The sequence below is a fragment of the Ignavibacteriales bacterium genome, from assembly GCA_026390595.1.
GTDB lineage: Bacteria > Bacteroidota > Ignavibacteria > UBA10030 > UBA10030 > UBA9647.
On the sequence record JAPLFQ010000026.1, the window covers coordinates 1 to 25,424 of the forward strand.

Annotated in this window: 24 protein-coding genes; all 24 read left to right on the forward strand. The window is 53.9% G+C overall.

Features of this window, described 5'->3' with window-relative positions:
• Nucleotides 1–1,356: hypothetical protein (locus NTU47_15270; protein MCX6135170.1), on the forward strand; the 1,356-nt coding region annotated here is incomplete at its 5' end.
• The gene (locus NTU47_15275; GenBank protein ID MCX6135171.1) at nt 1,356–2,144 is read left to right on the forward strand and encodes a dihydroorotate dehydrogenase electron transfer subunit; all 789 of its coding nucleotides are present in this window, start codon (nt 1,356–1,358) and stop codon (nt 2,142–2,144) included. The genes NTU47_15270 and NTU47_15275, both read left to right, overlap by 1 nt.
• Nucleotides 2,145–2,147: 3 nt before the next feature.
• Nucleotides 2,148–3,089, forward strand: a complete 942-nt coding sequence (locus tag NTU47_15280) for a dihydroorotate dehydrogenase (GenBank protein MCX6135172.1) — start codon at nt 2,148–2,150, stop codon at nt 3,087–3,089.
• 71 nt (nt 3,090–3,160) lie between these two features.
• Nucleotides 3,161–4,201 (forward strand): Mur ligase family protein, encoded by a 1,041-nt coding sequence (locus NTU47_15285; protein MCX6135173.1) that lies wholly within the window; start codon nt 3,161–3,163, stop codon nt 4,199–4,201.
• 216 nt (nt 4,202–4,417) lie between these two features.
• A complete protein-coding gene (rho, locus tag NTU47_15290; GenBank protein ID MCX6135174.1) occupies nt 4,418–5,665 on the forward strand; it encodes a transcription termination factor Rho in 1,248 nt (415 codons plus the stop codon).
• 89 nt (nt 5,666–5,754) lie between these two features.
• Nucleotides 5,755–6,936, forward strand: a complete 1,182-nt coding sequence (locus tag NTU47_15295) for a thiolase family protein (protein MCX6135175.1) — start codon at nt 5,755–5,757, stop codon at nt 6,934–6,936.
• A gap of 37 nt (nt 6,937–6,973) precedes the next feature.
• Complete coding sequence (locus NTU47_15300; GenBank protein MCX6135176.1) at nt 6,974–7,840, forward strand: 3-hydroxybutyryl-CoA dehydrogenase; 867 nt, start codon at nt 6,974–6,976, stop codon at nt 7,838–7,840.
• A gap of 9 nt (nt 7,841–7,849) precedes the next feature.
• The gene (locus NTU47_15305) at nt 7,850–8,989 is read left to right on the forward strand and encodes an acyl-CoA dehydrogenase (GenBank protein ID MCX6135177.1); all 1,140 of its coding nucleotides are present in this window, start codon (nt 7,850–7,852) and stop codon (nt 8,987–8,989) included.
• 307 nt (nt 8,990–9,296) lie between these two features.
• Nucleotides 9,297–9,902 carry a LemA family protein gene (locus NTU47_15310; GenBank protein ID MCX6135178.1) on the forward strand — a complete coding sequence of 202 codons (606 nt, stop codon included), beginning with the start codon at nt 9,297–9,299 and terminating at the stop codon, nt 9,900–9,902.
• A 9-nt stretch (nt 9,903–9,911) separates the two neighbouring features.
• Nucleotides 9,912–10,676, forward strand: a complete 765-nt coding sequence (locus NTU47_15315) for a TPM domain-containing protein (GenBank protein MCX6135179.1) — start codon at nt 9,912–9,914, stop codon at nt 10,674–10,676.
• A 27-nt stretch (nt 10,677–10,703) separates the two neighbouring features.
• Nucleotides 10,704–11,747, forward strand: a complete 1,044-nt coding sequence (gene aroF, locus NTU47_15320; GenBank protein MCX6135180.1) for a 3-deoxy-7-phosphoheptulonate synthase — start codon at nt 10,704–10,706, stop codon at nt 11,745–11,747.
• Entirely contained in the window at nt 11,744–14,233 is a 2,490-nt protein-coding gene (locus NTU47_15325; protein ID MCX6135181.1) for a PAS domain S-box protein, read from the forward strand. The genes aroF and NTU47_15325 overlap by 4 nt, the downstream gene beginning before the upstream one ends.
• Nucleotides 14,234–14,274: 41 nt before the next feature.
• Nucleotides 14,275–14,679: a response regulator gene (locus tag NTU47_15330; protein MCX6135182.1), complete on the forward strand. Its 405-nt coding sequence runs from the start codon at nt 14,275–14,277 to the stop codon at nt 14,677–14,679.
• Between the two features lie 10 nt (nt 14,680–14,689).
• Complete coding sequence (locus NTU47_15335) at nt 14,690–15,367, forward strand: response regulator (protein ID MCX6135183.1); 678 nt, start codon at nt 14,690–14,692, stop codon at nt 15,365–15,367.
• Between the two features lie 8 nt (nt 15,368–15,375).
• Nucleotides 15,376–15,831, forward strand: coding sequence for a TPM domain-containing protein (locus tag NTU47_15340; protein ID MCX6135184.1), 456 nt, complete (start codon nt 15,376–15,378; stop codon nt 15,829–15,831).
• Nucleotides 15,832–15,888: 57 nt separating this feature from the next.
• Nucleotides 15,889–16,764 (forward strand): hypothetical protein, encoded by an 876-nt coding sequence (locus NTU47_15345; protein ID MCX6135185.1) that lies wholly within the window; start codon nt 15,889–15,891, stop codon nt 16,762–16,764.
• A gap of 163 nt (nt 16,765–16,927) precedes the next feature.
• Nucleotides 16,928–17,782 carry a zinc metalloprotease HtpX gene (htpX, locus tag NTU47_15350; GenBank protein MCX6135186.1) on the forward strand — a complete coding sequence of 285 codons (855 nt, stop codon included), beginning with the start codon at nt 16,928–16,930 and terminating at the stop codon, nt 17,780–17,782.
• Between the two features lie 51 nt (nt 17,783–17,833).
• Nucleotides 17,834–18,439, forward strand: coding sequence for a hypothetical protein (locus tag NTU47_15355; protein MCX6135187.1), 606 nt, complete (start codon nt 17,834–17,836; stop codon nt 18,437–18,439).
• Between the two features lie 8 nt (nt 18,440–18,447).
• Nucleotides 18,448–19,482, forward strand: coding sequence for a CapA family protein (locus NTU47_15360; GenBank protein ID MCX6135188.1), 1,035 nt, complete (start codon nt 18,448–18,450; stop codon nt 19,480–19,482).
• The gene (bamD, locus tag NTU47_15365; GenBank protein MCX6135189.1) at nt 19,475–20,299 is read left to right on the forward strand and encodes an outer membrane protein assembly factor BamD; all 825 of its coding nucleotides are present in this window, start codon (nt 19,475–19,477) and stop codon (nt 20,297–20,299) included. Before NTU47_15360 ends, bamD begins: the two co-directional genes overlap by 8 nt.
• Nucleotides 20,300–20,310: 11 nt before the next feature.
• Entirely contained in the window at nt 20,311–20,790 is a 480-nt protein-coding gene (locus NTU47_15370) for an acyl-CoA thioesterase (GenBank protein MCX6135190.1), read from the forward strand.
• 56 nt (nt 20,791–20,846) lie between these two features.
• Nucleotides 20,847–23,075, forward strand: a complete 2,229-nt coding sequence (locus tag NTU47_15375) for a VCBS repeat-containing protein (protein MCX6135191.1) — start codon at nt 20,847–20,849, stop codon at nt 23,073–23,075.
• The gene (locus NTU47_15380) at nt 23,059–24,756 is read left to right on the forward strand and encodes a hypothetical protein (GenBank protein MCX6135192.1); all 1,698 of its coding nucleotides are present in this window, start codon (nt 23,059–23,061) and stop codon (nt 24,754–24,756) included. The genes NTU47_15375 and NTU47_15380 overlap by 17 nt, the downstream gene beginning before the upstream one ends.
• Entirely contained in the window at nt 24,753–25,394 is a 642-nt protein-coding gene (locus NTU47_15385; protein ID MCX6135193.1) for an ABC transporter ATP-binding protein, read from the forward strand. Before NTU47_15380 ends, NTU47_15385 begins: the two co-directional genes overlap by 4 nt.
• Nucleotides 25,395–25,424: the final 30 nt, after the last annotated feature.

Genomic DNA, 25,424 nt, shown 5'->3' on the forward strand with positions numbered 1-25,424 from the left:
GCAGACGCGCGTCTGGCATATTCGCACGCCCTGGTCGGTGGGCCGACGGAACTGACGCAGGACGCCACAAAAAGAGTCGCGGCCTTCGAAAGCTATTTCCGGTTGCAGACGCAGTATTTCAAACTGGACAGTATTTATTCTATCCTCGATATCGACAGCCTCTGGATCAAGAAGGATACGCTTGAAGGGAGGACAAAACCCGATTCCTCGCTGGGCCAGAGCATGAAAGAGCAGGCTGTCTCATCGACGAGGAAAAGCCGTACCATTGCATCAGTAACAAGGGATTCCACAGCGGCTCCACAACGGGACTCCGTACTCATTAGCGCTAGGGTGGACTCCGCGATCACCTCGGCCAAAACCGATTCGCTCCGGCCAAAAGGTGACAGCGCCCTTGTCTTCGCGCGAAGAGATACGCTCAACGCCCGCGGTGACACTCTTCACTCCATGGCTATGCGGGATTCGACCCAAACGAAAGCCAAAGATCTCCCAAAGTACTGGCCGAAGCCTAAGAAAGACACACTGATCGCGTCGCTCGGGAAGCTTTCATACCTCACGGGTGAGTTGTTCTATGCAGATTTGGACGTTCCGGACTCTGCGTTCTACTGGCTGAGCAAATCGCTCAAGCTGGGAATCGACAGCATCCAAACGCCCCGGGCCCTGTACGTATTGGCGGAGGTTGCGCGCGCAAATGCTGAAAAGAAATATGGAAACGAAGAAGACCTCTATCTGCTCATCACGGAGAAATATCCGAAATCCACATACGCGGAAGAGTCTCGCATCGCGCTCGGTTTTCGTCCAACCATGAAGGAAGTGGATCCCGCTGCAGGAGTGTACGCGGTCGCGGAATCGCTCATGTATGCCGGCGAACACAAGAGGGCGCTCGATACTCTGTGGCGGATCGTAGGCGAGTTTGGAGAATCCCCGCTTGTGGCGAAAAGCAGATACACTATGGCTTGGATCTATGAGAATTATCTCGCGCGTCCGGATAGCGCTCTTTCGCAATACAATACCCTTGCGCAGAAATTCGCTGCCACCAAATATGGCCTGGCCGCACAGAAACGAATTCCTCCCCTTGAAGCGCCAGTGAAGCCTGCCGCCGATTCGCTGAAGAAAGCACTCCCGGACAGTGTCAAGTCCGCTGGCAGCGGCGTGCCTGCAAAAGCCCTTCCGGATTCGACGATGAAGGGGACGAAAATGGCGATTCCGAAAATCGCGGACGATTCCACGGAGCACCGGAACATCACGCGTCCCCCGATGCCTGATTCATTGCGCATGCGATTCGAACCGGATCTCATGCAAAAGAAGCCCCCAGTTGAAGTCGACACAGTGAAACGTGAAGGTAAGAAGGAAAAGTAGTGAACGAAGCCCGTACAGCAATTATCCAGTCTTCAGTCGAGGTCGTCAGCCGCAAAGAGGTTGCCGAGAGCATCTACCGGTTGGCAATGCGATCTCCCGAGATTGTGCGACGATCGGCCCCTGGTCAGTTTGTCAATATCCGATGCGGTGAGGGATGTTTGCCGCTCCTTCGGAGACCTTTCAGTATCTCACGCGTCGATGGCGATCTGGTTGAGCTGATGTTCAACGTCATTGGGCACGGAACGAAGATGCTTTCATTGAAGCAGCCCGGCGATGTGCTCGATGTCCTCGGGCCGCTCGGGACTCCGTTCGGCACATCGGGGGACTTTGCCAAAGCGATCCTGGTTGGCGGTGGATTGGGAGTGGCCCCGTTTCCATTTCTCACGGATTTCCTGCTCAAAGAGAAGAAAGAAATCGTCACGCTGATTGGAGCCCGTACCCGCTCCCAGGTGACTGAACATCATCTCAGAAATATCCGGGTAGCAACGGATGATGGATCTATGGGGCTCAAAGGGAATGTCGTTGACCTCCTGAAGGCCGAATTGAGAGGTGTGGTTGGAACGAATGTGAAAGTATTCGGTTGTGGTCCCACCGCTATGTTGAAGGCGTTGTCTGCTTACGCGTCCAGCATGGGAATTGAGTGCGAACTTTCCCTGGAAGGAGATATGGCGTGCGGAATGGGGATTTGTCAGGGATGTCCCGTTGAGCGGACTGACGGCAAGAAGAAGTATGCCCTTGTCTGCACAGATGGCCCGACCTTTAAAAGTAAAGATGTCATTCTTCGGTAGTGTATGAAAGAATCCTTCTCCATACGAGGCGTCGAATTTCGAAACCGGGTGCTGGTTGCATCGGGCACGTTTGGCTATGGCGACGAGGTCAAACATCTCGTGGACGTAAACGAACTCGGAGGGATCTGCACAAAGTCGTTGTCCTGGAAACCCCGCGATGGTAATCCGCCGCGTCGCATTGTTGAAACGCCAAGCGGCATGCTAAACTCCATCGGTCTGGCGAATATCGGCGTGCATTCGTTCATTCAGGAGAAGCTGCCGTATCTCAGGACTCTCAACACAACGATTATTGCCAACATAGCGGCGAGTTCGGTGCAGGAGTATTGCGACGTCTTATCCCTTCTGGAACAGCAGGAAGGGATCCACGGATACGAGATCAACATTTCGTGCCCCAATGTGAAGGAAGGGGGCCTGAACTTCGGGACCAACTGCGACATGACACGCCAGATCACCGCGCGGCTCAGGCCCTTGACTCAAAAACCCCTCATTCTGAAACTGACGCCAAACGTCACGCACATATCCGAGTTCGCGAAAGCAGTCGAGGAAGCTGGCGCAGATGCGGTTTCGGTCATAAATACGCTTATAGGCATGGCTGTCGACATCCGCGCGCGCAAACCCAAGCTTTCAACTGTGACAGGCGGACTTTCCGGTCCTGCAATCAAGCCGGTAGCTCTCGCGAAAGTCTATGAAGTGGCTCAGGTGGTGAAGATACCAATCATCGGCATCGGCGGAATTATGACTGCCGAAGATGCTGCCGAATTCCTGCTCGTCGGCGCGACGGCCGTTCAGGTTGGCACAGCGAACTTTGTCGATCCCTCGACAGGCGTCAAGGTTGCGAAGGGGCTGCGAGCATTTGCCGAGTCGCAGGGTCTTTCGGATGTGGGACAACTTGTCCGTGCCATGGAGTCAAATGTGCAGTTTTCCGTCATGCAATCCTGGCTTTGACCTTTTCCTCATTTCCCTTGCTCACATACTCTCAATCCATTCAACTCCTTTTCGGGCTTGAACGGCTCGGAATGAAATTTGGCCTCGAAGGGATCTCCCGGCTCCTCAAGGAGTTGAAAGATCCGCAGAAGGAATTCCCCTCCGTGCACATCGCCGGTACGAATGGCAAAGGGTCGACTGCGTCGATGCTCGCTGCGATGCTGACAGCGGCAGGATATAAGACCGGGCTGTATACTTCACCCCACCTCGTCAAGTTCGAGGAGAGGATCCGCATCGACGGAAAAGCGATCCCGCGTGCCTCATTGAGCAGGCTCACCACGTTTCTGAAGCGGTCGATACTCAGGCACCATCCCACGTTTTTCGAAGCGACAACGGCTATTGCGTTTGCCCACTTTGCCCAGCGGGAGGTCGATGTCGCGGTCATCGAAACCGGTCTCGGCGGTCGGCTCGACTCGACGAATGTGTTGCGTCCGGTCTGCTCTGTTATCACGAACATCGGCCTGGAGCACACCGAAATACTGGGAGATACTCTGGAGAAGATCGCTCTTGAGAAAGCTGGGATTGTGAAGAAGGACACTCCCTGTGTCACAGGAATTCGTGAGCCGCGGGCTCTTGCTGTGTTGAAAAGAGCATGCAGACAGAACCACGCTCCATTGTTTCTCGGAACCGGGTACCGCGCCAGGGTGAGAGAGGCTACACTTGAAGGAACTTTGGTCGATTTCACCTTGGGAAAGAACAAGTATAAGAACCTCCGGGTCTCCCTGCCCGGACAGTACCAGCTGGGGAATCTGGGGGTTGCACTTCGGGCCGTTCAGGTGCTGAATGATTCGGGTTCATTTCGGATCGATGAGGCAGCACTTCGAAACGGGCTCGCCTCTCGGCTCTCCGATCAGGTCGTGGCAGTAGCTGCTCATACGCCCAGGTCACGCTCTGCAAGCGATATTGCAGCAGCATTTGAAAGGGAGAAATGCAGAACCCGGGCAGCTCTGAGTGTTGAAGGAGGTATCAGGCTTGCGATGGAGCTCGCCGGACCGAATGGAACGATTCTCGTCACAGGGTCGCATTTTGTCGTCGGCGAAGCCGTGGCAGCTCTGGGCCTAAAAAGGGCTTGACAATCAGGGCTCATTGGGGTATATTACCCCCGTAGTTCTTGAAGTTTCTTCTGTTCGTGTTGTTTGTCATCCAACCAATTCACTTCTCAATCGTCAAATCGCTACTCCCAACCTTTGATACTTCAACGTAGGTCATCCTCAGCGCCAACGAGAGGATTTCGTTTTCAGATTTCTCCAACTCCATCTTTCTTCCAATAGGATCGTTCTACTATGCCAATGGACATTACCGAACTCAAGTCCAAAAAGATCGCCGAGCTGAATCAGATTGCAAAAGAACTGAATATTTCAGGGTACAGTGATCTTCGAAAACAGGAACTCATTTTCAAGATTCTCGAAGCTCAGACAACGAAGGACGGCCTTAGCTTCAGCAAAGGGGTTCTTGAGGTACTGCCGGACGGGTATGGCTTTCTGCGTTCCGTAAACTACAACTATCTTCCCTCTCCCGACGACATTTACGTTTCTCCCTCTCAGATCAAGAAATTCGGCCTTCGGACGGGAGATAGTGTGAGCGGCCAGGTTCGCCCCCCCAAGGAAGGCGAACGGTTCTTCGCACTCCTGCGCGTCGAGGCCGTCAACGACGACCATCCGGACGTAATCAGGGAACGGACGCTGTTCGACAACCTGACGCCGTTGTACCCCACAAGTCGGCTCAAGCTCGAGACTGCGCCTGGTGAGTATTCGATGAGGATTATGGACCTCCTCGCCCCCATAGGCAAAGGTCAGCGCGGTATGATCGTTTCTCCGCCAAAAGCAGGCAAGACGGTTATCTTGCAGAAGATCGCAAACAGCATCCTCCGTAATCATCCAGAAGTAAAGCTCATCGTATTGTTGATCGACGAACGCCCCGAAGAAGTGACCGATATGGAGCGGACAGTCGGTGCTGAAGTGGTGAGTTCTACGTTTGACGAACCACCCGAGAGGCACGTGCAGGTGTCCGACATGGTACTGGAGAAGGCGAAACGCCTTGTGGAAGCGAAAAAGGACGTGGTTATTCTCCTGGATAGCATTACACGGCTTGCCCGTGCACACAATACCGTTATTCCTCACAGCGGCAAGATCCTCTCCGGCGGTGTGGACGCAAACGCTCTCCACAGGCCGAAACGCTTCTTCGGAGCAGCACGAAACATCGAAGAAGGAGGGAGCCTTACGATTATTGCAACGGCTCTTGTCGAAACCGGCAGCCGTATGGACGAAGTTATCTTCGAAGAATTCAAGGGAACCGGCAACAACGAAATTGTGCTCGACCGCAAGCTGAGCGATCGTCGAGTCTTCCCGGCGATCGACGTCAACCGGTCTGGAACACGCAAAGAAGAACTCCTTCAGGATGCGGAGGAACTCGCTCGTGTCTGGATCCTCCGAAAACTGCTGAGCGACCTTACGCCCGTGGAGGCAATGGAATTCCTGCTTGAGAAGATGAGGGGAACGAAATCGAACAAAGAATTCCTGAAGTCGATGAATAGCTGATCCTGTAGTGTGGGGGAGCAGTGGGGAGCGTGGTATTGCATGCGGCGTGAATCCTTCCTGATAGTCCAATCATTCGGAAAGAACTGAGTATGGCAAACGATGTCGTCATCGTGGGTGCCTGCAGGACCCCTATTGGCTCATTCATGGGATCGCTCGCTTCGGTCAGTGCTCCCCGGCTTGGCGCTCTTGTAGTCGAGGAGGCGGTTCGCAGAGCTGGTATCGGGAAGACCGATGTGCAGGAAGTCATTATGGGAAACGTCCTGGCTGCCGGCATTGGACAGGCCCCCGCCCGTCAGGCCGCGCTGTTCGCGGGTCTCCCGGATTCAGTCGAATGTCTGACGATCAACAAGATGTGCGGCTCCGGTCTCAAGGCTGTCATGCTCGCAGCCCAGGCCATACAGCTGGGAGATGCGGATTCAATTGTTGCAGGCGGTATGGAAAGCATGTCGAACTCGCCATACCTGCTCGAAAAGGCGCGTGATGGATACAAAATGGGCCATGGCAAGATCATCGATTCGATGATCAGGGATGGCCTGTGGGATGTTTACAACGATTTCCACATGGGGAACGCCGCGGAAATCTGTGCGCGTGAATGTTCCATCCCCAGGGAAGCCCAGGATGAATTCGCCATCCTCAGCTACAAACGGGCACAAAGTTCCTGGACTGACGGCAGGTTCAAGGAGGAAGTTATCCCCGTGACGCTCAAGAACAAGCAAGGCGACAGTCTCGTTGAACAGGACGAGGAGCCTTTCAAAACGGATTTCGAAAAAGTACCGAAGTTAAAACCGGCATTTCAGCAGGATGGGACTGTCACCGCAGCAAATGCGTCGAAAATCAACGATGGCGCCGCAGCGTTGTCTGTGATGTCAACGACGAGGGCGGCACATCTCGGCGTGAAACCATTGGCAAGAATTGTTGGCTTTGCATCGTCCGCGAAAAAACCGGAGTGGTTTACAACAGCACCGGTGGATGTGATTAAGAAGGTACTCACACGATGCGACCTGAAAGTCGAGGACATCGACCTCTTTGAAGTCAATGAAGCGTTCTCGGTTGTTTCGCTCGCAGTCCAGAAGATGGTGGGAATCGATATGGAGAAGCTAAACGTCAATGGCGGGGCTGTGGCTTTGGGACATCCCATCGGCGCAAGCGGCGCACGAATCCTCGTAACGTTGCTCCATGCACTGAAACAACGAAACAAGAGGCGGGGATTGGCGGCAATCTGCATCGGTGGGGGTGAGGCGAGCGCGGTAGTTGTCGAGCTTCTCAAGTGAAGTGGTGCATTCTTAACGTGAAACGGAATCCAATGCGATGATAACGGAACAGATCAAAGCGGTGACAGTTGTCGGAGCTGGTACCATGGGCAATGGCATTGCCCACACATTCGCACAGTTCGGCTATGCGGTGACGCTCCACGATGTCAAACAAGAGTTCATTGACCGTGGTCTCCAGACTATTCGAGCGAATCTTGATCGGCAGGTCAAGAAGGGGGCAATCACCGAAGAGAAAAAGGCGGTGACGGTTGGCCGAATCAAGGCGGAGCTGATCCTCGAAGCAGCGTGCAGCGGGGCCGACATCATTATCGAAGCGGCCACCGAGAACGAGCCGATCAAGAAACAGCTCTTCAGGGATTTCGACAGGTTTGCGAAAGTCTCCACAATCCTCGCATCCAATACGTCGTCGATCTCGATCACAGAGTTGGCCGCCGTCACCGCAAGGCCTGCGAAGGTCATCGGGATGCACTTCATGAATCCCGTCCCTGTCATGAAACTCGTTGAGGTCATACGCGGACTTGCGACGACAGATGAAACGTACCAGACAGTGAAGTCGCTTTCTGAATCGCTCGAGAAGGTGCCTGTTGAGGTGAATGACTATCCGGGATTCGTCTCAAACCGGGTTTTACTGCCGATGCTCAACGAGGCGATGTACTGTGTCATGGAAGGAGTTGCGACCCCCGAATCGATTGACACGGTCATGAAACTCGGCATGAATCACCCGATGGGTCCGCTGACCCTGGCGGATTTCATCGGCCTGGATGTCTGTTTGTCGATCATGGAAGTTCTCCACAAGGGACTTGGAGATTCAAAGTACCGCCCGTGCCCACTTCTGAAGAAGATGGTTGCAGCAGGACATCTTGGACGGAAAACGGGCCGGGGATTTTACACGTACACAACCTGACGGAATCTTATGGATTTCCAGTACTCGGATACTCACCTGATGATCAGGGACACGGCGCGGAAATTTGCGCAGGACAAGCTCGCTCCGACCGTGTTGGAACGCGATGAAAAAGAACTGTTCCCGTATGAGGCCGTGAAGAAGATGGGGGAACTGGGGTTCATGGGGATGATGGTGTCGGAAGAATACGGGGGAGCCGGGCTCGATACGATCTCGTATGTGCTCGCCCTCGAAGAAATAGGGAAAGTCGACGCTTCAGCGTGTGTGATCATGTCGGTCAACAACTCGCTTGTCTGCTGGGGACTGGACATGCATGGTTCGGACGAACAGAAACAAAAATATCTCATCGATCTCGCGTCCGGGAAGAAACTCGGGGCATTCGCACTTTCTGAACCTGAAGCGGGAAGCGATGCCACGAACCAGCGCACGACGGCCCGGCGGGACGGTGACCATTATGTTCTCAATGGAACAAAGAACTTCATTACAAACGGTTCGAACGCAGATGTGGTCATCGTGATCGCAGCGACCGACCGGTCGAAAGGCGCGCGGGGAATAAGTGCATTCATTGTCGAGAAGGGGATCCCGGGATTCTCGGTGGCGAAAAAGGAAAAAAAGATGGGGATCAGGAGCTCAGATACGGTCTCGCTCGCATTCGAAGAGTGCCGTGTTCCGGCGGCAAACCGGATAGGGGAAGAGGGATTCGGTATCAAGTTCGCCCTCAAAACGCTGGATGGCGGGCGTATCGGGGTCGCTACCCAGGGTCTCGCGATAGCCGAAGCCTCGCTTGACGCGTCAATAAAATACAGCAAGGAACGGAAGGCATTTGATAAGCCGATTTCTGAATTGCAGGCGATCCAGTTCAAGCTCGCAGAGATGGCGACTGACATCGAGGCCTCCCGGTATTTGATTCTTCACGCGGCCGCGCTGAAAGATCGCAAAGAGCCCTTCGCCGCTGAGGCTGCGATGGCGAAGCTCTTCGCTTCAAAGACCGCAGTTCATTGCGCGCTCGAAGCTATTCAGATTCATGGGGGATATGGGTACATGCGTGAGTACCACGTGGAGCGCTTTCTCCGTGATTCGAAAATAACGGAAATCTATGAGGGAACATCGGAGATTCAGAAGATCGTCATCTCGAGGGCGCTCTTGAAGTAGTATTCAGGATCCGTAGGAACGTAATGCCCATTCAAAGGCGACTCGCGGGTCGCCTTTTTTTTGTTCATGACGGAGCTTCCCGTAGACATTGAGTCCGGAAATCTGCTTCCTGGAGCGAAAATGGATGATTATCCGAAACCGCCAGTCCTTGTTTTTCCTGCCAAGTTTTGGTACAATGCTCATGATATTCTTGATATAAACTGTATAAGCGGCGAATTTCCAATCTATGACAGCCGTGTGGCGCTAGAAGTCTTTGCTGTGAAGAAACGCAGTTGAAGCACTCATTCATTTATATCGGAGTTTCCCTATGAATCGAACGTTGGCGATAGTTCTGGGAGTCGTTGCTTTCGTAGTTCTCATTGTGCTCGGATTTGTTGGCTATGGTATTTCCGTCAACAACAAAATTGTAAGCGCTGAAGAAGGGGTGAAGGCTGGCTGGAGCCAGGTGGAGAACCAGTATCAGAGGCGGTATGATCTCATTCCGAACCTGATCGAGACGGTAAAAGGATTTGCCAAACAGGAGAAGGAAGTGCTTGAGAACGTAACGGCCGCCAGATCCCGCGTTGGCCAAATGTCCATTACGCCCGAAGTACTGAACGATCCAAAGGCTTTTGCGAAATTTCAACAGGCCCAGGATGGTTTGAGTTCGGCGCTGTCACGTCTTCTCGTGGTGACGGAAAACTACCCTACGCTGCGGTCAAACGAGAACTTCCTTGCGCTGCAGAAGGAGCTTGAAGGGACCGAAAACAGGATCTCGGTGGAACGGCGCAGGTTTAACGAGACGGTACAGGCCTACAACACAATGATTCGCCGATTCCCTGCTTCTTTCATCGCTTCTATGGGCGGGTTCAAGGAGAAGTCGTATTTCGCGGCAGCAACCGGAGCCGATCAGGCTCCGAAAGTTAAATTCTGAGGAATCCATATGCGAACCTTTCGGGTTCTGTTGCTGATAATGCTTTCACTCTGTTCGGCGACGCTTCGAGCACAGCCGGAAGTGCCGCAATTGCAGCAGCGAGTAACCGATTTCACGAACTCGCTCAGCTTCAATCAGTGGCGGGCTCTGGATGCGCGTCTCAAGCAGTTTGAAGATTCCACCTCGACGCAGGTCGCGATCCTTCTCATCAATTCCCTCGAGGGCGGGTCGCTTGAAGACTACTCCATGCGGGTATTCGAGAAGAACAAGCTTGGTCAGAAGGGGAAAGACAACGGAATCCTCATTCTGATAGCCAAAGCGGACCGGAAGGCGAGGATCGAGGTCGGCTATGGGCTGGAAGGCGTCCTCACTGACGCCGCCACGATGCAGATACGAGAACGCGAGATGAACCCGCGCTTCAGAACGGGGGATTTCTACGGAGGCCTGGATGGTGCGGTAACGGCGATCATCTCTGCGACCGCCGGTGAATACAAGGTTGGGCCGAAAGGCAAGAAGGCTCCTCTGACATCAGTTATACTCGCGATGCTATTCTTCGGCATCATGGGAGCATTCGTGCTGCCGATGTTCTCGTCGCGAAGGCGCACTGTCATCGGTTCAGGGGGCTCGATGTATCGCTCGGGATGGGGATGGCCCTACATCGGAGGAGGAGGATTTGGCGGGGGATCGTCGGGTGGAGGTTCCTTTGGCGGCGGTGGCGGGTTCAGTGGTGGAGGAGGAATGGCCGGGGGCGGTGGATCCTCGGGCAGCTGGTAACAGTGTGAATGAAAGCGGAGAGATGCGATGCTTGTATTGATGAAACAGGGAGTCTCGAACGAAGAGCTCGAGAAAGTGAAGCAGAGGATTGTCTCCCTTGGCTACACTCCCCATGAAATTCCAGGTGCGCAGCGGGTGGCAATCGGAATTACGGGTAACAAGGGGGGACTTGACCCTGATCTTTTTCGAAGCCTCCCGGGTGTTCAGGATGCCGTTCCTGTTTCAAAACCGTACAAACTAGTCAGCAGGGAAGTCAAACCCGACGATACGGTAGTCGCCGTGGGTGGAGACCGTATCGGTGGTCGGGAATTGACAATGATTGCCGGTCCCTGTGCGGTGGAGAGTCGCGGCCAGATTTTTGAAATCGCTGAGATTCTAAGCGGGATGGGGGTCAGGTTTCTGCGCGGCGGTGCCTTCAAACCCAGGTCATCTCCTTACTCATTCCAGGGACTGAAGAATGAAGGATTGGAACTGCTCCGCGAAGCGGCAGACAAGTGGGGCATGCACGTAGTAACGGAGGTGAAGGATACGGAGACACTTCCGATGGTTGCACAGTATGCCGACGTTCTTCAGATCGGTGCGCGGAACATGTACAATTTCTCTCTCCTTGAGAAGGTAGGTGAATCCGGGAAACCGGTGATCCTTAAGCGGGGTCTTTCCGCGACGATCGAGGAGCTCCTGATGTCGGCAGAGTATATCGCCTCGCGCGGAAACTACAACATCGTGCTGTGCGAACGAGGGATCCGTACCTTCGAACCGTACACTCGCAACACGCTGGACCTGAACGCGGTGCCTCTTGTGAAGAAACTTTCGCATTTGCCCATCATTGTCGATCCGAGTCACGGAACTGGTGCCTGGGACCTTGTGGTCCCGATGGCTCAAGCCGCGATTGTCGCCGGTGCTGACGGCCTCATGATTGAAGTTCACCAGGATCCCACGGCTGCGTTTTCCGACGGTTTCCAGTCACTCAAACCGGAAAAATTCCGCCATCTCCTTGATCGCATCTCAGAACTTTCCAGGTTCGTAGGGAGGCGTGCAGTCACTCCGGTGGATCTGATCGAGAGGTCATGAAGAGCACCTCCGCCACATATCGGGGTTCCAAGGGAAGAGTGAAGAAGCGGGTGGCGAGCAAGAGCACCACGCCGAGAGATGCGAAAAACCCCTCTCCTGAGCCGCACATTGACGTGTTCAAATCAGCTTTTGGAAAATCCTTTGTTCCTCTTCTCATTACCGATCGGTTCGGCCGGTGCCTTGAGGCGAATGAAAGCGTAGTCAAGCTCTTGAATCGGCGGCGCAGTGTATTGCAGCGGAAGACGCTTGATGCGATTTTCACTCTTCGTGGCACCAGCACTGTGGGGGGATTCCGGGCCAGGCTCTCTCATGGAGAAGCCCTTGATGCCGAAGTTGCGTTCGAGCAGAAGGAAGGCAAACCGCTGAGGCTGCGACTGCATGCGACGATTCTCGACGGAGAGTTGAGGCTTATTGGTCTTGCGCGCATCCATGAGCAAACTTCAAACGAGGGTTTGGCAGTAAAGGCTCGCGGGACTACGGCTTTGTTGGACGAGTTCTTCTCCGTCCCCTGGGGTGACGAAGACACCGACTACCATTCTCTGTTTCAACATTCTCCGTACGGAATCGCAATACTGCAGACTGAAAAGCTGGCGGTTGTAAATCCAACATTCTGCAAGCTTCTCGGTTACCGGTCAGGTGAAGAGATTGTGGGGAAGGAAATCCGGGAATTCCTGGATGACGGTTCGCGCATGTTCTTTTCCTTGCTGCAGCACAGGGTGTTCCGGGGCGAGGCGATTCCCATGCGTTTTGAAACCCGCATGCTCAAGCCAGGAGGGGCGACCGTCGACGTGGAGACATCGTTTGCGCTGATTTGGTACAGGGGAGCGCCAGCTCTGAACGTGACGATCGGCGACATCACCGACCGGAAAGAACTCGAAAAGCGCCTCACCGACTCCGAAAGCCTTCTACGGAACGTCATCAATTCGATGGTCGACGCCCTGGTGATCACAGACCTTCAGGGAAAGGTCCTTGATGTTAATGACGAGTTCCAACGGTTCACGGGGTTCTCGCGGCGTGAGGCCTTTGCCGCAGAGATACCGTATCCATGGGTCCCTGAGGAGAGCCTTGGGTCATTCATGAGCTGGTTGGAACAATTACGCGAGCACAACGTATTGCGCGATTTCGATATCACGTGGCTGCGGAAAAACGGAGAACGCGTGGCGGTGAGCTTGAACACGACCTTGCTGCGCAATGCCACCGGCGATCCGGTTCTGATGGTCAACATCGCGCGCGACATCAGCGAACGTCAGGCCTCGCGTGAAGAACTGAGCCGGCAGCTCCAGAGACTCCAGGTTTTGTACGATCTTAGCAGCGCTCTCACGGAGACGCTCAACATCCAAGAAATTGCCCGGAATACGTACGAGCAAGTAGAGAAGGTCATCCCCGTCGATGGGTTTTCCATTGATCTCTATGATGACGAGCGGCGTGAAATTCGACCTGTCTACGCAGTCGACTTGGTCAACGGCAGGCGGGCTGAGATTGCCGTGCCGCACATGACGGAAGCGCTCGACAAGTCACAGTCGAGATTGACTGTCATCTCGACCCGGAAGCCCCTGTTACAGCTGAGAACGGAACCAGGAGCGAATCAACTCCAGGCAGTGGGGGAATCCACGGCTTCTTCGCTGATGATGGTACCAATGGTCTCAAAGCAGACAATTATCGGCGTGCTCTCGGTACATTCCTACACACCGGAGAGCTACTCGCAGGAGCATCTGACCCTGTTGCAGAGTATAGCGCATCTTGCGGGCATTTCGGTTGAGAAAGCGCAACTGTATCACGAAACGGTCCGGAAATCGCGCGAAATCGAAGCACGCAACAAGGAACTTGATGATTTCACGTACGTGGTCTCGCACGATCTGAAAGAGCCGTTGATCAGCGTCGAGGGTTATACGAAGATGATTCATCACGAATACCAGCATCAGCTCGACAAAGGTGGACGCGAATACCTTCAGGCTGTCATGGATTCGTGCCAGCATATGAAGCGTTTGATCGATGATCTGCTGCTGCTGTCACGGATCAGCAAGCTGACGGAGAAGCGGTCAACGATCGACCTCGCTCCGCTGATCAACGAAGTGCTTGAGGAACTGCGTTTTTCGATACGCGAACGCAAAGCGGTTATCGTGGTGCAGGAAAAGTTGCCTGCAATCGTGGGGGTGGACACGCATTTGCGGATTGTATTCCGCAACTTGATTGCCAATGCTCTGAAATTTTGTGACAAACAGATCCCGCGCATTGAGATCGGAGCGCGTTCGACGCCGGAAGGCGCAGCGCTGTTTGTCCAGGACAACGGAATTGGCATTGAACCGACCCATTTTGAAAAGATCTTCCTGATCTTCCAGCGTCTCCACAGGAAGGATGAGTACGAAGGCGTTGGTGCGGGATTGACCATCGTTCGAAAGATCATCGAATCCAGCGGAGGGAAGATCTGGGTGGAATCGACATTGGGGCAGGGTGCCACGTTTTTCTTCACGATGCCATCAGCCTAGGGAGAGAAGAAGAGTTGACCGCAGCGCCTCTGAAAATTCTGTTGATAGACGATAATCGCGACCATGCAAAAATTCTCCAATGGGCGTTCAGGAAAAGCGGACGGGCCGACGAGTTCACCTATTTCGAAGATGGCAGGAACGCCCTCGATTACCTGAAGACGCTCACAGCAGATCAGAAGGCAGTGCCGGATTTCATTTTTCTGGACCTGAATCTTCCGCGCCTCGACGGAAGGGAAGTGCTCAGGCTTCTCAAGGAAGGGGAATCCACGAAACCGATACCGGTGATCATCGTCAGCAGTTCGGAACGTGAAGAGGATGTACGGAGGGCATACGAACTTGGCGCAAGCAGCTATGTGTCGAAGACTGCCATCCTCAACGACATTGACCCGATGCTGAAGACAATCCAGGAATACTGGTCGAAAGCGGCCAGATCACAAACCAAGTAGTGAGAGCGCCATGGCTGCGAAAAAGCATATTACCGTACTGCTTGTCGAAGACAATATCGACTTTGCAAAGCTCGTGAAGATTTACCTGAGTCGATTCGAAGATGCTGAAATCGAAGTGCTCTGGAAAGAGAATGGCCCGGAAGGGATCGAAGAGGCTGTGCGCAATCCCGCGATCGATGTGATCCTGATGGACTATTTCCTTCCCGGGATGAACGGCCTCGAAATCACGCGAGCCATGCAGGAACGAGAAGTCGATACGCCGGTCGTGTTTCTCACCGTCAACAAGGACATGAATCTCGCCGTGGAAGTCATGAAACTCGGCGTGCGCGACTACCTGGTGAAAGAAGAAATCAGTACTCCGATTCTGCCGAAGACAATCATGACCGTCGTCGAGAAACGGAAGTTTCAGAAGGAAGTTGCCGAGCTGGAAATCCGCCAGAAACGGCTCGAAGCGATGCAGGAAATGATCGTGGGAATAGCGGGGGAGATCTCGATTCCTCTTCAGAACATGAAGGGTCTTGTTGGCGAACTCATCAAGAATGGTAACACCGAGAAGAGAGCGAAATACCTGTCGATCATCCGGGAGAATGTCGAACGGATCGAGTCAAAGATGGAAAAGCTGATCAATCTGAAAGAAGACAAGACCGTGCAGTACATCAAGGACATCAAGATGATTGACCTATCGTGAGGTGACGTGTGGCAAACCTTGTGAAACAATTCCTTTCTAAGCAAGATCTGGCTGACATCGCCGGCGCGATTGCCGAACAGGAGAAACGGACTGCAGGGGAATTGCGAGTGGCAATCCGGCAGAAGCGATCGAGGAAAGAAAAGGCGCTGTCGGTGGAACAACTTGCCAGGTTGGAATTTGTCCATCTCGGCATGATGAAAACGGAAGAACGAACCGGCGTTTTGATTTTTATTCTGCTGGAGGCGCGTGAGTTTTTTATACTCGCCGACGAACATATCAATGAAAAAGTGGGACCGTCTGTCTGGCAGGGAGTGGCTCAGACCATGGCAGCAAGATTCGCAACGAAGGAATACCGTCAGGGATTGCTTGACGCGGTTCGAGAAGTGACCGATCATCTGGCCTCTCACTTTCCCGCTCGTTCCGGGGACAAAAACGAACTACCAAATACTGTCGATATTTCATAAGCCGGAACGGACGGGCACACGTCCTGTTGCACTAATCTCACACCTGCACTTCTCACTATGAAATTCAAACTTGCAATAGCCCAGGTCGACGCAGCAGTTGGTAATATTGAGGCCAACCTCAACCGCCATTTGGATGCAGTGGACAGGGCGAAGAAGGAAGGGGCCGACCTCGTCATATTTCCCGAGTTGAGCCTCACCGGCTACACTCTTCGCGATCTGGCATGGGATGTTGCTTTGGATCCATTTTCAGATCCCCGTCTCTCTCGACTCAAGGAAGCAAGCAAATCCGTCTCGATCGTCTTTGGAATGGTTGAGAGCGCAGAGAACCATGGAATCTACAACTCCGCAGTGTTTCTCGAAGATGGTTTGATACGCCATGTTCACAGGAAGATCTATCCTCCGACATACGGAATGTTCGAAGAAGGGCGCTACTTCAGTCAAGGGAGTGAAGTGGCTGCATTCGATTCGAAACATGGAAGATTCGGAATGCTTATCTGCGAGGATCTCTGGCATATGTCCCTCCCTTATCTCCTTGCGCTGGATGGAGCTGAGGTTCTGTTCTCGCTGACCGCGAGCCCCTCGCGTGTTGCTCCTGGGAGCGCCGAAATGGACGCCGCGCGCGTGAACCACGAACATCATCGTGTGTATGCAAGACTTCTGAGTTCCTACGTGGTGTTCGCGAATCGGGTTGGTTATGAAGACGGAGTGAATTTCTGGGGCGGGTCGGTTGTCGTGAACCCCGGCGGCGTAATGATCTCAACAGCCAAGCTCTTCGAAGAGGATTTCGTGTCGGCTGAAGTCGATTCCCTTGAGGTTCAGAGAGCTCGTCGCTTTTCACGTCATTTTCTCGATGAAGATCCCCGATTGGTTGAAGAATCCCTCAAGCGTATCCGTGCCGGTGGCGGCATGCGCTCTTCCGAAAAACCCTCCTGAGATCATCAGTTTCGTTGTTGAAGCAGCTGCGCTCCGGCGGAAGTCGCATGTCGGGGCCTCCGGTTCAATCGGAAGGCTTTAAATCCATTGAATCTGCTTGGTTTTTTTCATAAATTACCTTGGTATTGAGTAACAATCACTTTCTCGGCGAGGAGAGATTTACATGGGTACCGTAAAGACAGTCGGTTTGATGGTGCTGATGATGGCCCTGATGATGCTTGTAGGGCAGTGGCTGGGGCAGGAACAGGGACTTATTTTCGCGTTCGCAATTTCATTGTTGATGAATTTCGGGATGTATTGGTTCTCGGACAAGATCGTTCTTATGACGTACAGAGCGAAGGAAGTGAGTGAACAGGAATCTCCGCGGTTGTATGCGACCGTGCGAAAACTCGCGACGCAGGCTCAATTGCCGATGCCGAAGGTATACATTGTACCGGGAGATTCACCAAACGCCTTTGCCACCGGAAGGAACCCTGAGCACGCGGCGGTAGCGGCAACAGAAGGAATCTTGCGCCTCTTGAGTGAGGACGAGCTCGAGGGCGTCATAGCCCATGAATTGGCGCACGTAAAACACCGGGATATTCTCACGGGGACGATTGTCGCGGCCATGGCAGGCGCGATCATGTTCATGGCCAGGATGGCTATGTTCGCATCCATGTTCGGAGGAGGCAGCAGGGATCGGGAAAACTCGAACCCGCTGGGAGAGATCCTTCTCCTCATCCTTGCTCCTATCGCCGCGATGTTGATACAGTTTGCTGTTTCCCGCTCCAGAGAGTTTGCGGCTGATGAAGGCGGAGCGCGGATTTGTGGTCGGCCTCTGAGTCTCGCGAGTGCGTTGAAAAGACTCGAGAGCGGGGCTGAGCGCATTCCGATGGAAAACGCGGGAAGGGCGACGGCGCACATGTTCATCGTGAATCCGCTTCGAGGCGGTGGCATGATGAAATTGTTCTCTACGCACCCGCCCACCGAGGAGCGTGTCGCTCGCCTGGAACAGCTGGCAATGGGGGGCATCCATTAAGATCGCGGTTGCGGCCACACTGAAACTACGGGGAATCCGAGTCTGACCTCCATGACCTCTCAGCGAATCCTTCGCGGAGTGCTCGCTCTTGGCCTGGCAACGCTGGTGCAGTTCTTCGGCGCCGCTGCGCAGGTGAGCGGGCTAAGTGCCGCATTGGTACTCCGTTCTCAGGCGGCGGGTATTGCCGAAGAAAGCTATTCCGCTATGAACCCGTCGCGCAACACACTTGAAAGCCTGGGAGTTGCTGTTACCGGCGGAACTGCCCGTGCGCTTGTGGAGAACGCTTTTTTGGATCTGTTCGGACGGAAGGGAATCCGCATATCGTTGCAGGGTTCCGAGGTGCGGGCAAAGAATCAGCTTCACGTGACTATACTTGATCAGAGCGTGCGCTATGCCGGCTTGGCAGATGGCCAGTACCGGCGCGAAATCCAGACTGCCATCGAGGCTCGACAAACGTCTAATGACACGGGGTCTGCGCAATACCTCGGGGTCTTCAAGCGACAGGTTGTCGACACGGTAGCTTTCCGGGAAGACGGAGGGGCGGTTGCTCTGATACAGGATACCGAGCGAACGCTTCTCGACAGGCTTCTTGGCCCCGTTCTCTTGATCGGAGGGGCTTTCTTGATCGTGTTCTTGTTCTTTACAGTGAGGAACTGAAATTGCGCGTGCGTTGCTTGATCGCTGTGCTGGTGCTCCTCTACTGCGAGGTTCTGCTGGCCCAGCCGGCGCTGAGTGAAAGGCCGGTTTCACTCCTCTTATTCGGTGATGTCAACCTGGGTCGTATGGTGGGCCAGGAATTGCTGAGAGGAGACACGCAGTACCCGTTTCGGTATGTGAAAGAGACGCTGTCTCGCGGTGATGTCGTGTTTGTTAATCTCGAAAGCCAGCTTTCGGATCAGAACGGCGAGACGCAGCACCCGAAGTACAATCTCATTTTTACGGGGCCTCCATCAGGTGCGGTCTCCCTTCGAATGGCAGGAGTCTCGGTTGTGTCCACTGCGAACAACCATGCGTTCGACTACGGGATGAGGGCCTTGCGTGAGACGATGCTGCATCTTCGCGGTGCCGGCATCGAATGCACCGGGACCTCGTTCGATTCGATGGCGGGCGCAGTCCCCGCAATTGTGGAGAGAGGCGGTATTCGTATAGGATTCCTCGCGTACGCGGAATTCGTGAATCTCCAGGGGACGTGGGGTGGGCGAATCGCACTGTATGACAGCGCGCAGTGTCGGAGCGATATTGGGGGATTGCGGCAGAAGGCCGATGTGGTTGTCGTGAGCTATCACGGAGGTGTGGAATACAGCGACAGACCGTCATCGAAGCTTCGACGAAACCTGCAACTGCTGATCGACGGTGGCGCTGATATCGTCGTGGGACATCATCCCCACTATGTTCAGGGAGTCGAATCGTATCGTGGCAAGCTCATTTTCTATTCACTGGGTAATTTCGTGTTCTACCAGCCGCAACGGGAGTTAGCCGGGTTTGGGCTGGGAGTTGAAGTGACGATTGCTCGGAATGCCGGGAAGGCGACTGTTGGACGTGCCCGTCTGCTTGCTCTGCGTGCAGGGTTCCAGCCGTCATTCACTCTGACGGACGCGGAGGATGACTCGTTCTTCAAGCGGCTACAGAAACTCTCGCCTGCCAGTGTCAGCAGGAGCAATAAAATGTGGTTCGTAAACTTTGAAAACAATCATGACTGAACGGAAGACTATGATTCGCAGTGTCATTCTTACGACGATGGTTGGGTGTGCGCTGGTTCTTGCCGGTTGCGCAGCCACTCATGAAGCTGAGCAGCTCTCGGTTGAAAAACGATTTGAGCACGCAATGGCTCTGGTCAAGGACGAAAGCTACCTCGATGCATACGAGGAATTCCGAATCGTGACTCTGCAGTACCAGGGCAGTACGTTTGCCGATCAGGCGCAGTTCTTCATGGCTGAATGCCGGTACCGCCGGGAAGAATATGTGCTCGCAGCGTATGAATATGATGTGCTTGTGCGAACGATGCCCACGAGCAAGTACGTCCCGCAGGCTCGCTTTCAACGCGCAATGTGCTACTATCGGTTGTCGCCGGCTTCGTACCTTGATCAGACTTACACGCGGCAGGCGGTGGATGAGTTTCAGTCCTTTATCGAATATCATCCTACAGACAGTCTCGTGACGCAGGCGGAAGCAAAAATATCGGAGCTGAACATGAAGTCAGCCCGAAAGGAATTCGAAAACGGCATAACGTACATCCACATGGAATACTACAAGGCTGCCGTGACGTCGTTCGACCACGTGCTCGAAAAGTACCATGACACGCCGTACGCTGAACAGGCGCAATACAAGAAGGCCGAGGTCATGCTTATGCGCAACAAAGTCAGCGAGGCCAAGGCAGAGGTCGAGAAATTCCTGCTGAAGTATCCGAACAGCACGTTGAAGTCTGACGCACTCGATCTCCAGAAACGGATCTTGTCACGGCCTCCGCAAAAGCCCGCTGAGCCGCGCAAGAACCAGCCGGTTTCTTCGGAACGTTGAGAGAGGAGCCAATGCCCCACGCCCGGGTTCGCACGGTAAAAGAGTCACAGGTCCAAATGGTGCAGATGGTGCTGCCAACCGACACGAATCGGCTTGGCAACCTGTTGGGCGGGCAACTCATGCACTGGATTGATATTGCGGCAGCTATCGCGGCTTCGCGACACACGAATCGTGTCTGTGTCACGGCGTCTGTGGACGAACTGAATTTTCACCACCCGATACTTCAGGGAGATGTTGTGACCCTCGAAGCTTCTGTGAACCGAGTTTTCAAAACGTCTCTCGAAATAGGAGTCCACGTTTCGAAGGAAAACCTTCTGACGGGAGAGCGGCTGTTCACCAACACGGCTTACCTCACGTTCGTGGCCATCGACGAAAACGGCAGGCCGGTGCCCGCCCCGCCCGTTCGAGCGGTGACGAATGCAGAGAAGCGGAGGTACGCCGATGCTTCGAGAAGGCGGAAACTCAGATTACTCCATCGGAAGCAACGATAGGACCTAGCCTTGGTTGTACAATGTTCCGCTCTACGTCGCAGAGGTGTCAGAGACTCGTGAGCAATCATTCAGACTCAAGCCATTATTCTTCCCACGTCGTTGCCGCCACCCTTGTTTCGTTTTGGCTCACGCTGTATCAGACCAGCGCACAATCGCGGGAGACGGCCTTCGGACAAGTACGTGTTGCCTCTGTTCCGGCGAAGGTCGATCGCTTCACGCTGAGCCACAAAACAAGCGAACCAGTGGCGTTCTACTGCTGGTCCTTCCATGGTGCGACGATTACATCAGCCTGGATTGATTCAAACGGGACGCCTGGCCGCTGGCGAGAGCACTACCTCAAGACGCCTGTCGATGACTTCATGCTGCCGGATTTCCCTTTCGAGCACAAACAGGTCGGCGTGGGTGTGGATAACGTCGCCCGTTCGCTTTCGTTCTACACGAACCTGTCCGCCGACACACTCACGGCAGTCTCAATACTCCAACTCCCACTGGCCCCTGACGGCATCGCGTTCGGAGATCTCAACGGTGACAGGAAGACGGATTTCGTTGCGTACGACAGGGACACGCCGGGTGCAATTCCATTTTTCGGATTCGGCAATGACAAATTCAAACAGGGCAAAGCGCTTGCTCCGGACAACGCCATCGGCGGCCTCAAGCTCGTGCACCTGAACAATGACAGCCTTCTCGATATCGTGTTGTACGACTGGGTGCGGAGCGAACTTCATTTTCTGTACGGTGTCGGACAGGGGAAGTTCCTGGATCAGGCGAGTTATCCGGTGGAAGGCGAAGTCCGTGATTTCGCGGTGAGGCCTCTCACGCAGAATGGAAACCTGGATATTGTTCTTTCGTGCAGGCGTCCAGCCAAGCTCGAAATCCTTCAGGGGAATGGCCTTGGTGATTTCACAATGAGCCAGCGTATCAGCCTGGATGTGCCCTTCCTGGCGTTTGCTGTCGATGACGTCAATGGCGACGGATTCAGGGATATCGTTGGAATTGATGGCTCCTCTACACTTCACGTGTACCTGAACGCGGGTGATAACACGTTCGATGAACACCTCGATTTCGCCTGCGGCAGGGATGTCACCCAATTTGCACTTTACTCTGCAGGAAGGCGCGGACTATCGGGCGTTGCGATGCTCGACAGAGGTTCACAGCACGTCGTCACGATTGCCAACGCTCAGCAGGCTGCTCAGATCAGGGATTCGGTTGACATCTCCACAGGATCGAAACCGAGGGGCGTTTCTGTGGCAGACATGAACGGCGATGGATTTTCTGACGTCGCAGTCGTAACCGGAGGGAGCAACTCCATCGCATTCTATTTCAACGGTAGGGGGGGGCTCTATGGACAATTGAGTTACGCCCTCCCGGCAAATGCACACGATGTTGTGTTTCATTCACTTGTTGACTCAACCGCCCGTTTGTTGATATCATATCCGAATTCGCGGCAAATGTCTCTCTTCTCCCTGGATGAGAAAGAACGTACATCCACCAACGCAACGATTAGCACAGAACGCGCTGTCGAGTTGCTGTATTGGAACGGTCTTCGGAAACCGGTGATTGATTTCTATACCTTCAGTCCTCCCGCAGGGAACATTCCTGCCTCGATGACGCTCTTCCAGGAAATCGGGTCTCATCAATTCATCGAGCAGAGCTTTCGGTTGCTGCCCACGAGTACCCTGCTGGGAGCAGGCGTGGGGAACATCAACTCCGATCAGCGGCCAGACGTTGCGTATGTCTATCGTAACAACGTCACGGGGAAGCATGAACTTGCCGTGTCGCTGGCTGACAGTTTGTTCACGTATAAGCAAAAGACGTTTTCACTCGAGCTTGCGGACAAGAGCATAGGACGAAGTCACGTTTGGATAATAGATCCGGCCTGGAAGGGTCATCCGGACATCTTTCTCCTCAGCGTTGGGTCGACGCCTCTGCTTGAGAGGCTTCGCTGGTTGAAAGAAAGCGCATTCGGACGCCCCGATACTCTTGCGAAAGATCTCCGCATCGAAGATGCCGCTCAGTTGAAGTTCGTGGATGTCGACGGAGATGGAATCATCGACATCGTCGTCAACGATCAGGACAAGGGCGAGATTGGCTGGATGAGGGCCCGTGGACAATCGTTCGATCCTTTTCGAAGGCTCTGCTCTGTGCCTGTGAGGAGCCACTTCGCGTTGGGGGATCTCAACGGCGATGGGATCCCAGACCTCGCTTTAACGTTGTCTGATTTGGGTATGCTCCGTATTTATGACGGCAAAACACTGGTCAGGAAGAGTCTTGAGAAAAGTCGTTAATTCCATAGGCGTGGCGCTCCTGTCTGCTTTCTTCGCGGGGTACCTCCATTCCCAGCAACTCCCGCAATCCGTGCGCTCCGCGAGGAACATCGGAGAGATTCTTGGGATGACCGAGGAAGAAACGGGAAAATGCGGTACAAGCGCTATTCTCCGTGCTCAGAGCGTCTGGAATCACCTGTCTGTTGAGACAAGGAACAAAGTTCTGCACGTGTCCCAACGGGTGGAAAGGCAGAAAAGCCGCCTCAGCCCGACTGGAAGATTTCGTATCCACTACGACACGACCGGATTCGACGCACCAGCTCTCATAACGGCTGGAGCGAACGGACAACGAGTTCCCGATACTGTCGAGCGATATGTCGACTCTGTGGCATACTATTTCGATTATGCCTGGAAACTGGAAATTGATACCCTTCGATATGCGTCGCCACCCGGCGATGGAGTGCAAGGAGGAGGTCCGGAGTACGACGTGTATATACAGGATTATGGCTCCGGCACATTCGGGTCAACGGAATGGTCGCAAAGTGACATTGTCGAAAATGGTTCGAGGCAGCGATACACAACGTATACGCTGATTGAGAACGACTTCCTTGGATACAGAACTCCCGGCATCGACGGGCTTCGAATCACCGCGGCTCACGAGTTCTTTCATGCGATACAAGTGGGAAGCTACGGGATTTGGACGACTGTTCCTGATATGGACAGATGGTTCCTCGAACTTTCTGCGGTATGGATGGAAAAGGTCTCTTCCCCCGGCGTTCACGATTACTGGTTTGACGCTCCAAACTACTTCCAGAGGTTTAGAGGCGCATTGAATCAATCACTTCCGCTCAATAGCTCTCTCTATGGCGGCTATGAACGCGCCGTGTGGGCGTTCTTCCTCGAACAGCGGTTTGGCAGGAAAGTCATGAATGATCTCTGGATCGGCATCAAATCGGCCCCTCCGATTGCAAGCATGGCGGCCGTGCTGCCGACATACGGCACTTCGCTGGAGTCGGAATTCGCTCTTTTCAGTTCGTGGAATTACTTCACATCCGACAGGGCGAACACATCCAAGTACTATGTCGAAGGGAACCGGTATCCCAGGGTTACGCCGAATGTCACCACCACCTTCACGGGGCTGACGGCTTCGATCTCGAGCGCTGCTCCTCCGCTGTCAACGCAGTTTTACGAGATCGTGCTTACGTCCGACACGATTACGGCGATCATCGCCAATGTGGATGTGAAAGGGGCGCAGGATCTGAACGCCTCGAAATCAAATCTTCAGATTAACCTGAGTGCCACGGACCTGAAACCACCATACCAGAAGGTTGCGAGGGGATTGGGACTCACATTTACGGCGGGCGATCCGAAAATGTGGAGAACGCAGTACATGCTCGCCTCGACAAGAGGAAATGCGAATACGGCTCCGGATCCATCCCCGAATCCCGTGCGGCTGGCTCAGGATTCGAAGCTGGTTCTCCCGGTGCAGGGTGCGACGCAGAATCAGGCAGAGGTCTTTCTGATGAACGGAGCAGTTGAGCTCGTGTTCACCCGGCAATACGCCGTCAAGCAGCTATTTGGAAACTCCTACATCGAATTGCCGACAGCAGACCTCCGCAGCTCGGTTTCATCAGGCGTGTATTTCGTTATGGTGAGATGCGGTGATCAGGAATTCAAGTGGAAGGTCGCGATCATACAATGAGCTCGATGACACTGACGCTGTCGGATGTTTCAAAGGAATTCAACCGGCGCTCGATCTTTCGCGATGTCTCCTTCACGTTGGGTAGGAGCGATTCTCTTGCGATCACTGGCCGCAATGGATCGGGGAAATCGACTCTCGTAAAACTTCTTTGCGGGCTGCTGTCCCCGACGAAGGGAACGATCGCGTATACGCTGGATGGGAAGTCAATCGAACACGACAATGTAAGAAACCACATCGGGTTGGTGAGTCCGTATCTGCAGTTGTATGATGAGTTCACCGGGTGGGAAAACCTCGAATTGCTTTCGAAGATACGATCGGACCGTGTTCTGGAAAAGGGAAGAATTGAAGAAGTGCTGCAGGACGTGGGATTGTGGGAACGGAAGGACGATTTTCTGCGCACCTATTCGTCTGGAATGCGGCAACGACTCAAGTACGCATTTGCCCTGATCCATAAACCTGACATTCTTGTGTTGGATGAGCCTACATCGAATCTGGATTCGGACGGAATAGAAATGGTCAAGCGAAGGGCAATGGATCAAAAAAAAGACTCCATCCTCATCGTGGCGACCAATGATGCTGAGGAAGTGACGTGGTGCGAGAAGAGTATTTCTTTGGGAATGAGCAATCCCCGGAGGTGAATCGCTTGCCATTAGCAATGATCTTTCTTA

Excerpts from the sequence above, each read along its gene's own strand:
- NTU47_15280 (MCX6135172.1), top strand. The coding sequence starts at position 2,148 with ATGAAAGAATCCTTCTCCATACGAGGCGTCGAATTTCGAAACCGGGTG.
- NTU47_15285 (MCX6135173.1), top strand. The coding sequence starts at position 3,161 with ATGAAATTTGGCCTCGAAGGGATCTCCCGGCTCCTCAAGGAGTTGAAA.
- rho (MCX6135174.1), top strand. The coding sequence starts at position 4,418 with ATGGACATTACCGAACTCAAGTCCAAAAAGATCGCCGAGCTGAATCAG.
- NTU47_15295 (MCX6135175.1), top strand. The coding sequence starts at position 5,755 with ATGGCAAACGATGTCGTCATCGTGGGTGCCTGCAGGACCCCTATTGGC.
- NTU47_15300 (MCX6135176.1), top strand. The coding sequence starts at position 6,974 with ATGATAACGGAACAGATCAAAGCGGTGACAGTTGTCGGAGCTGGTACC.
- NTU47_15305 (MCX6135177.1), top strand. The coding sequence starts at position 7,850 with ATGGATTTCCAGTACTCGGATACTCACCTGATGATCAGGGACACGGCG.
- NTU47_15310 (MCX6135178.1), top strand. The coding sequence starts at position 9,297 with ATGAATCGAACGTTGGCGATAGTTCTGGGAGTCGTTGCTTTCGTAGTT.
- NTU47_15315 (MCX6135179.1), top strand. The coding sequence starts at position 9,912 with ATGCGAACCTTTCGGGTTCTGTTGCTGATAATGCTTTCACTCTGTTCG.
- aroF (MCX6135180.1), top strand. The coding sequence starts at position 10,704 with ATGCTTGTATTGATGAAACAGGGAGTCTCGAACGAAGAGCTCGAGAAA.
- NTU47_15325 (MCX6135181.1), top strand. The coding sequence starts at position 11,744 with ATGAAGAGCACCTCCGCCACATATCGGGGTTCCAAGGGAAGAGTGAAG.
- NTU47_15335 (MCX6135183.1), top strand. The coding sequence starts at position 14,690 with ATGGCTGCGAAAAAGCATATTACCGTACTGCTTGTCGAAGACAATATC.
- NTU47_15345 (MCX6135185.1), top strand. The coding sequence starts at position 15,889 with ATGAAATTCAAACTTGCAATAGCCCAGGTCGACGCAGCAGTTGGTAAT.
- htpX (MCX6135186.1), top strand. The coding sequence starts at position 16,928 with ATGGGTACCGTAAAGACAGTCGGTTTGATGGTGCTGATGATGGCCCTG.
- NTU47_15355 (MCX6135187.1), top strand. The coding sequence starts at position 17,834 with ATGACCTCTCAGCGAATCCTTCGCGGAGTGCTCGCTCTTGGCCTGGCA.
- bamD (MCX6135189.1), top strand. The coding sequence starts at position 19,475 with ATGACTGAACGGAAGACTATGATTCGCAGTGTCATTCTTACGACGATG.
- NTU47_15370 (MCX6135190.1), top strand. The coding sequence starts at position 20,311 with ATGCCCCACGCCCGGGTTCGCACGGTAAAAGAGTCACAGGTCCAAATG.
- NTU47_15385 (MCX6135193.1), top strand. The coding sequence starts at position 24,753 with ATGAGCTCGATGACACTGACGCTGTCGGATGTTTCAAAGGAATTCAAC.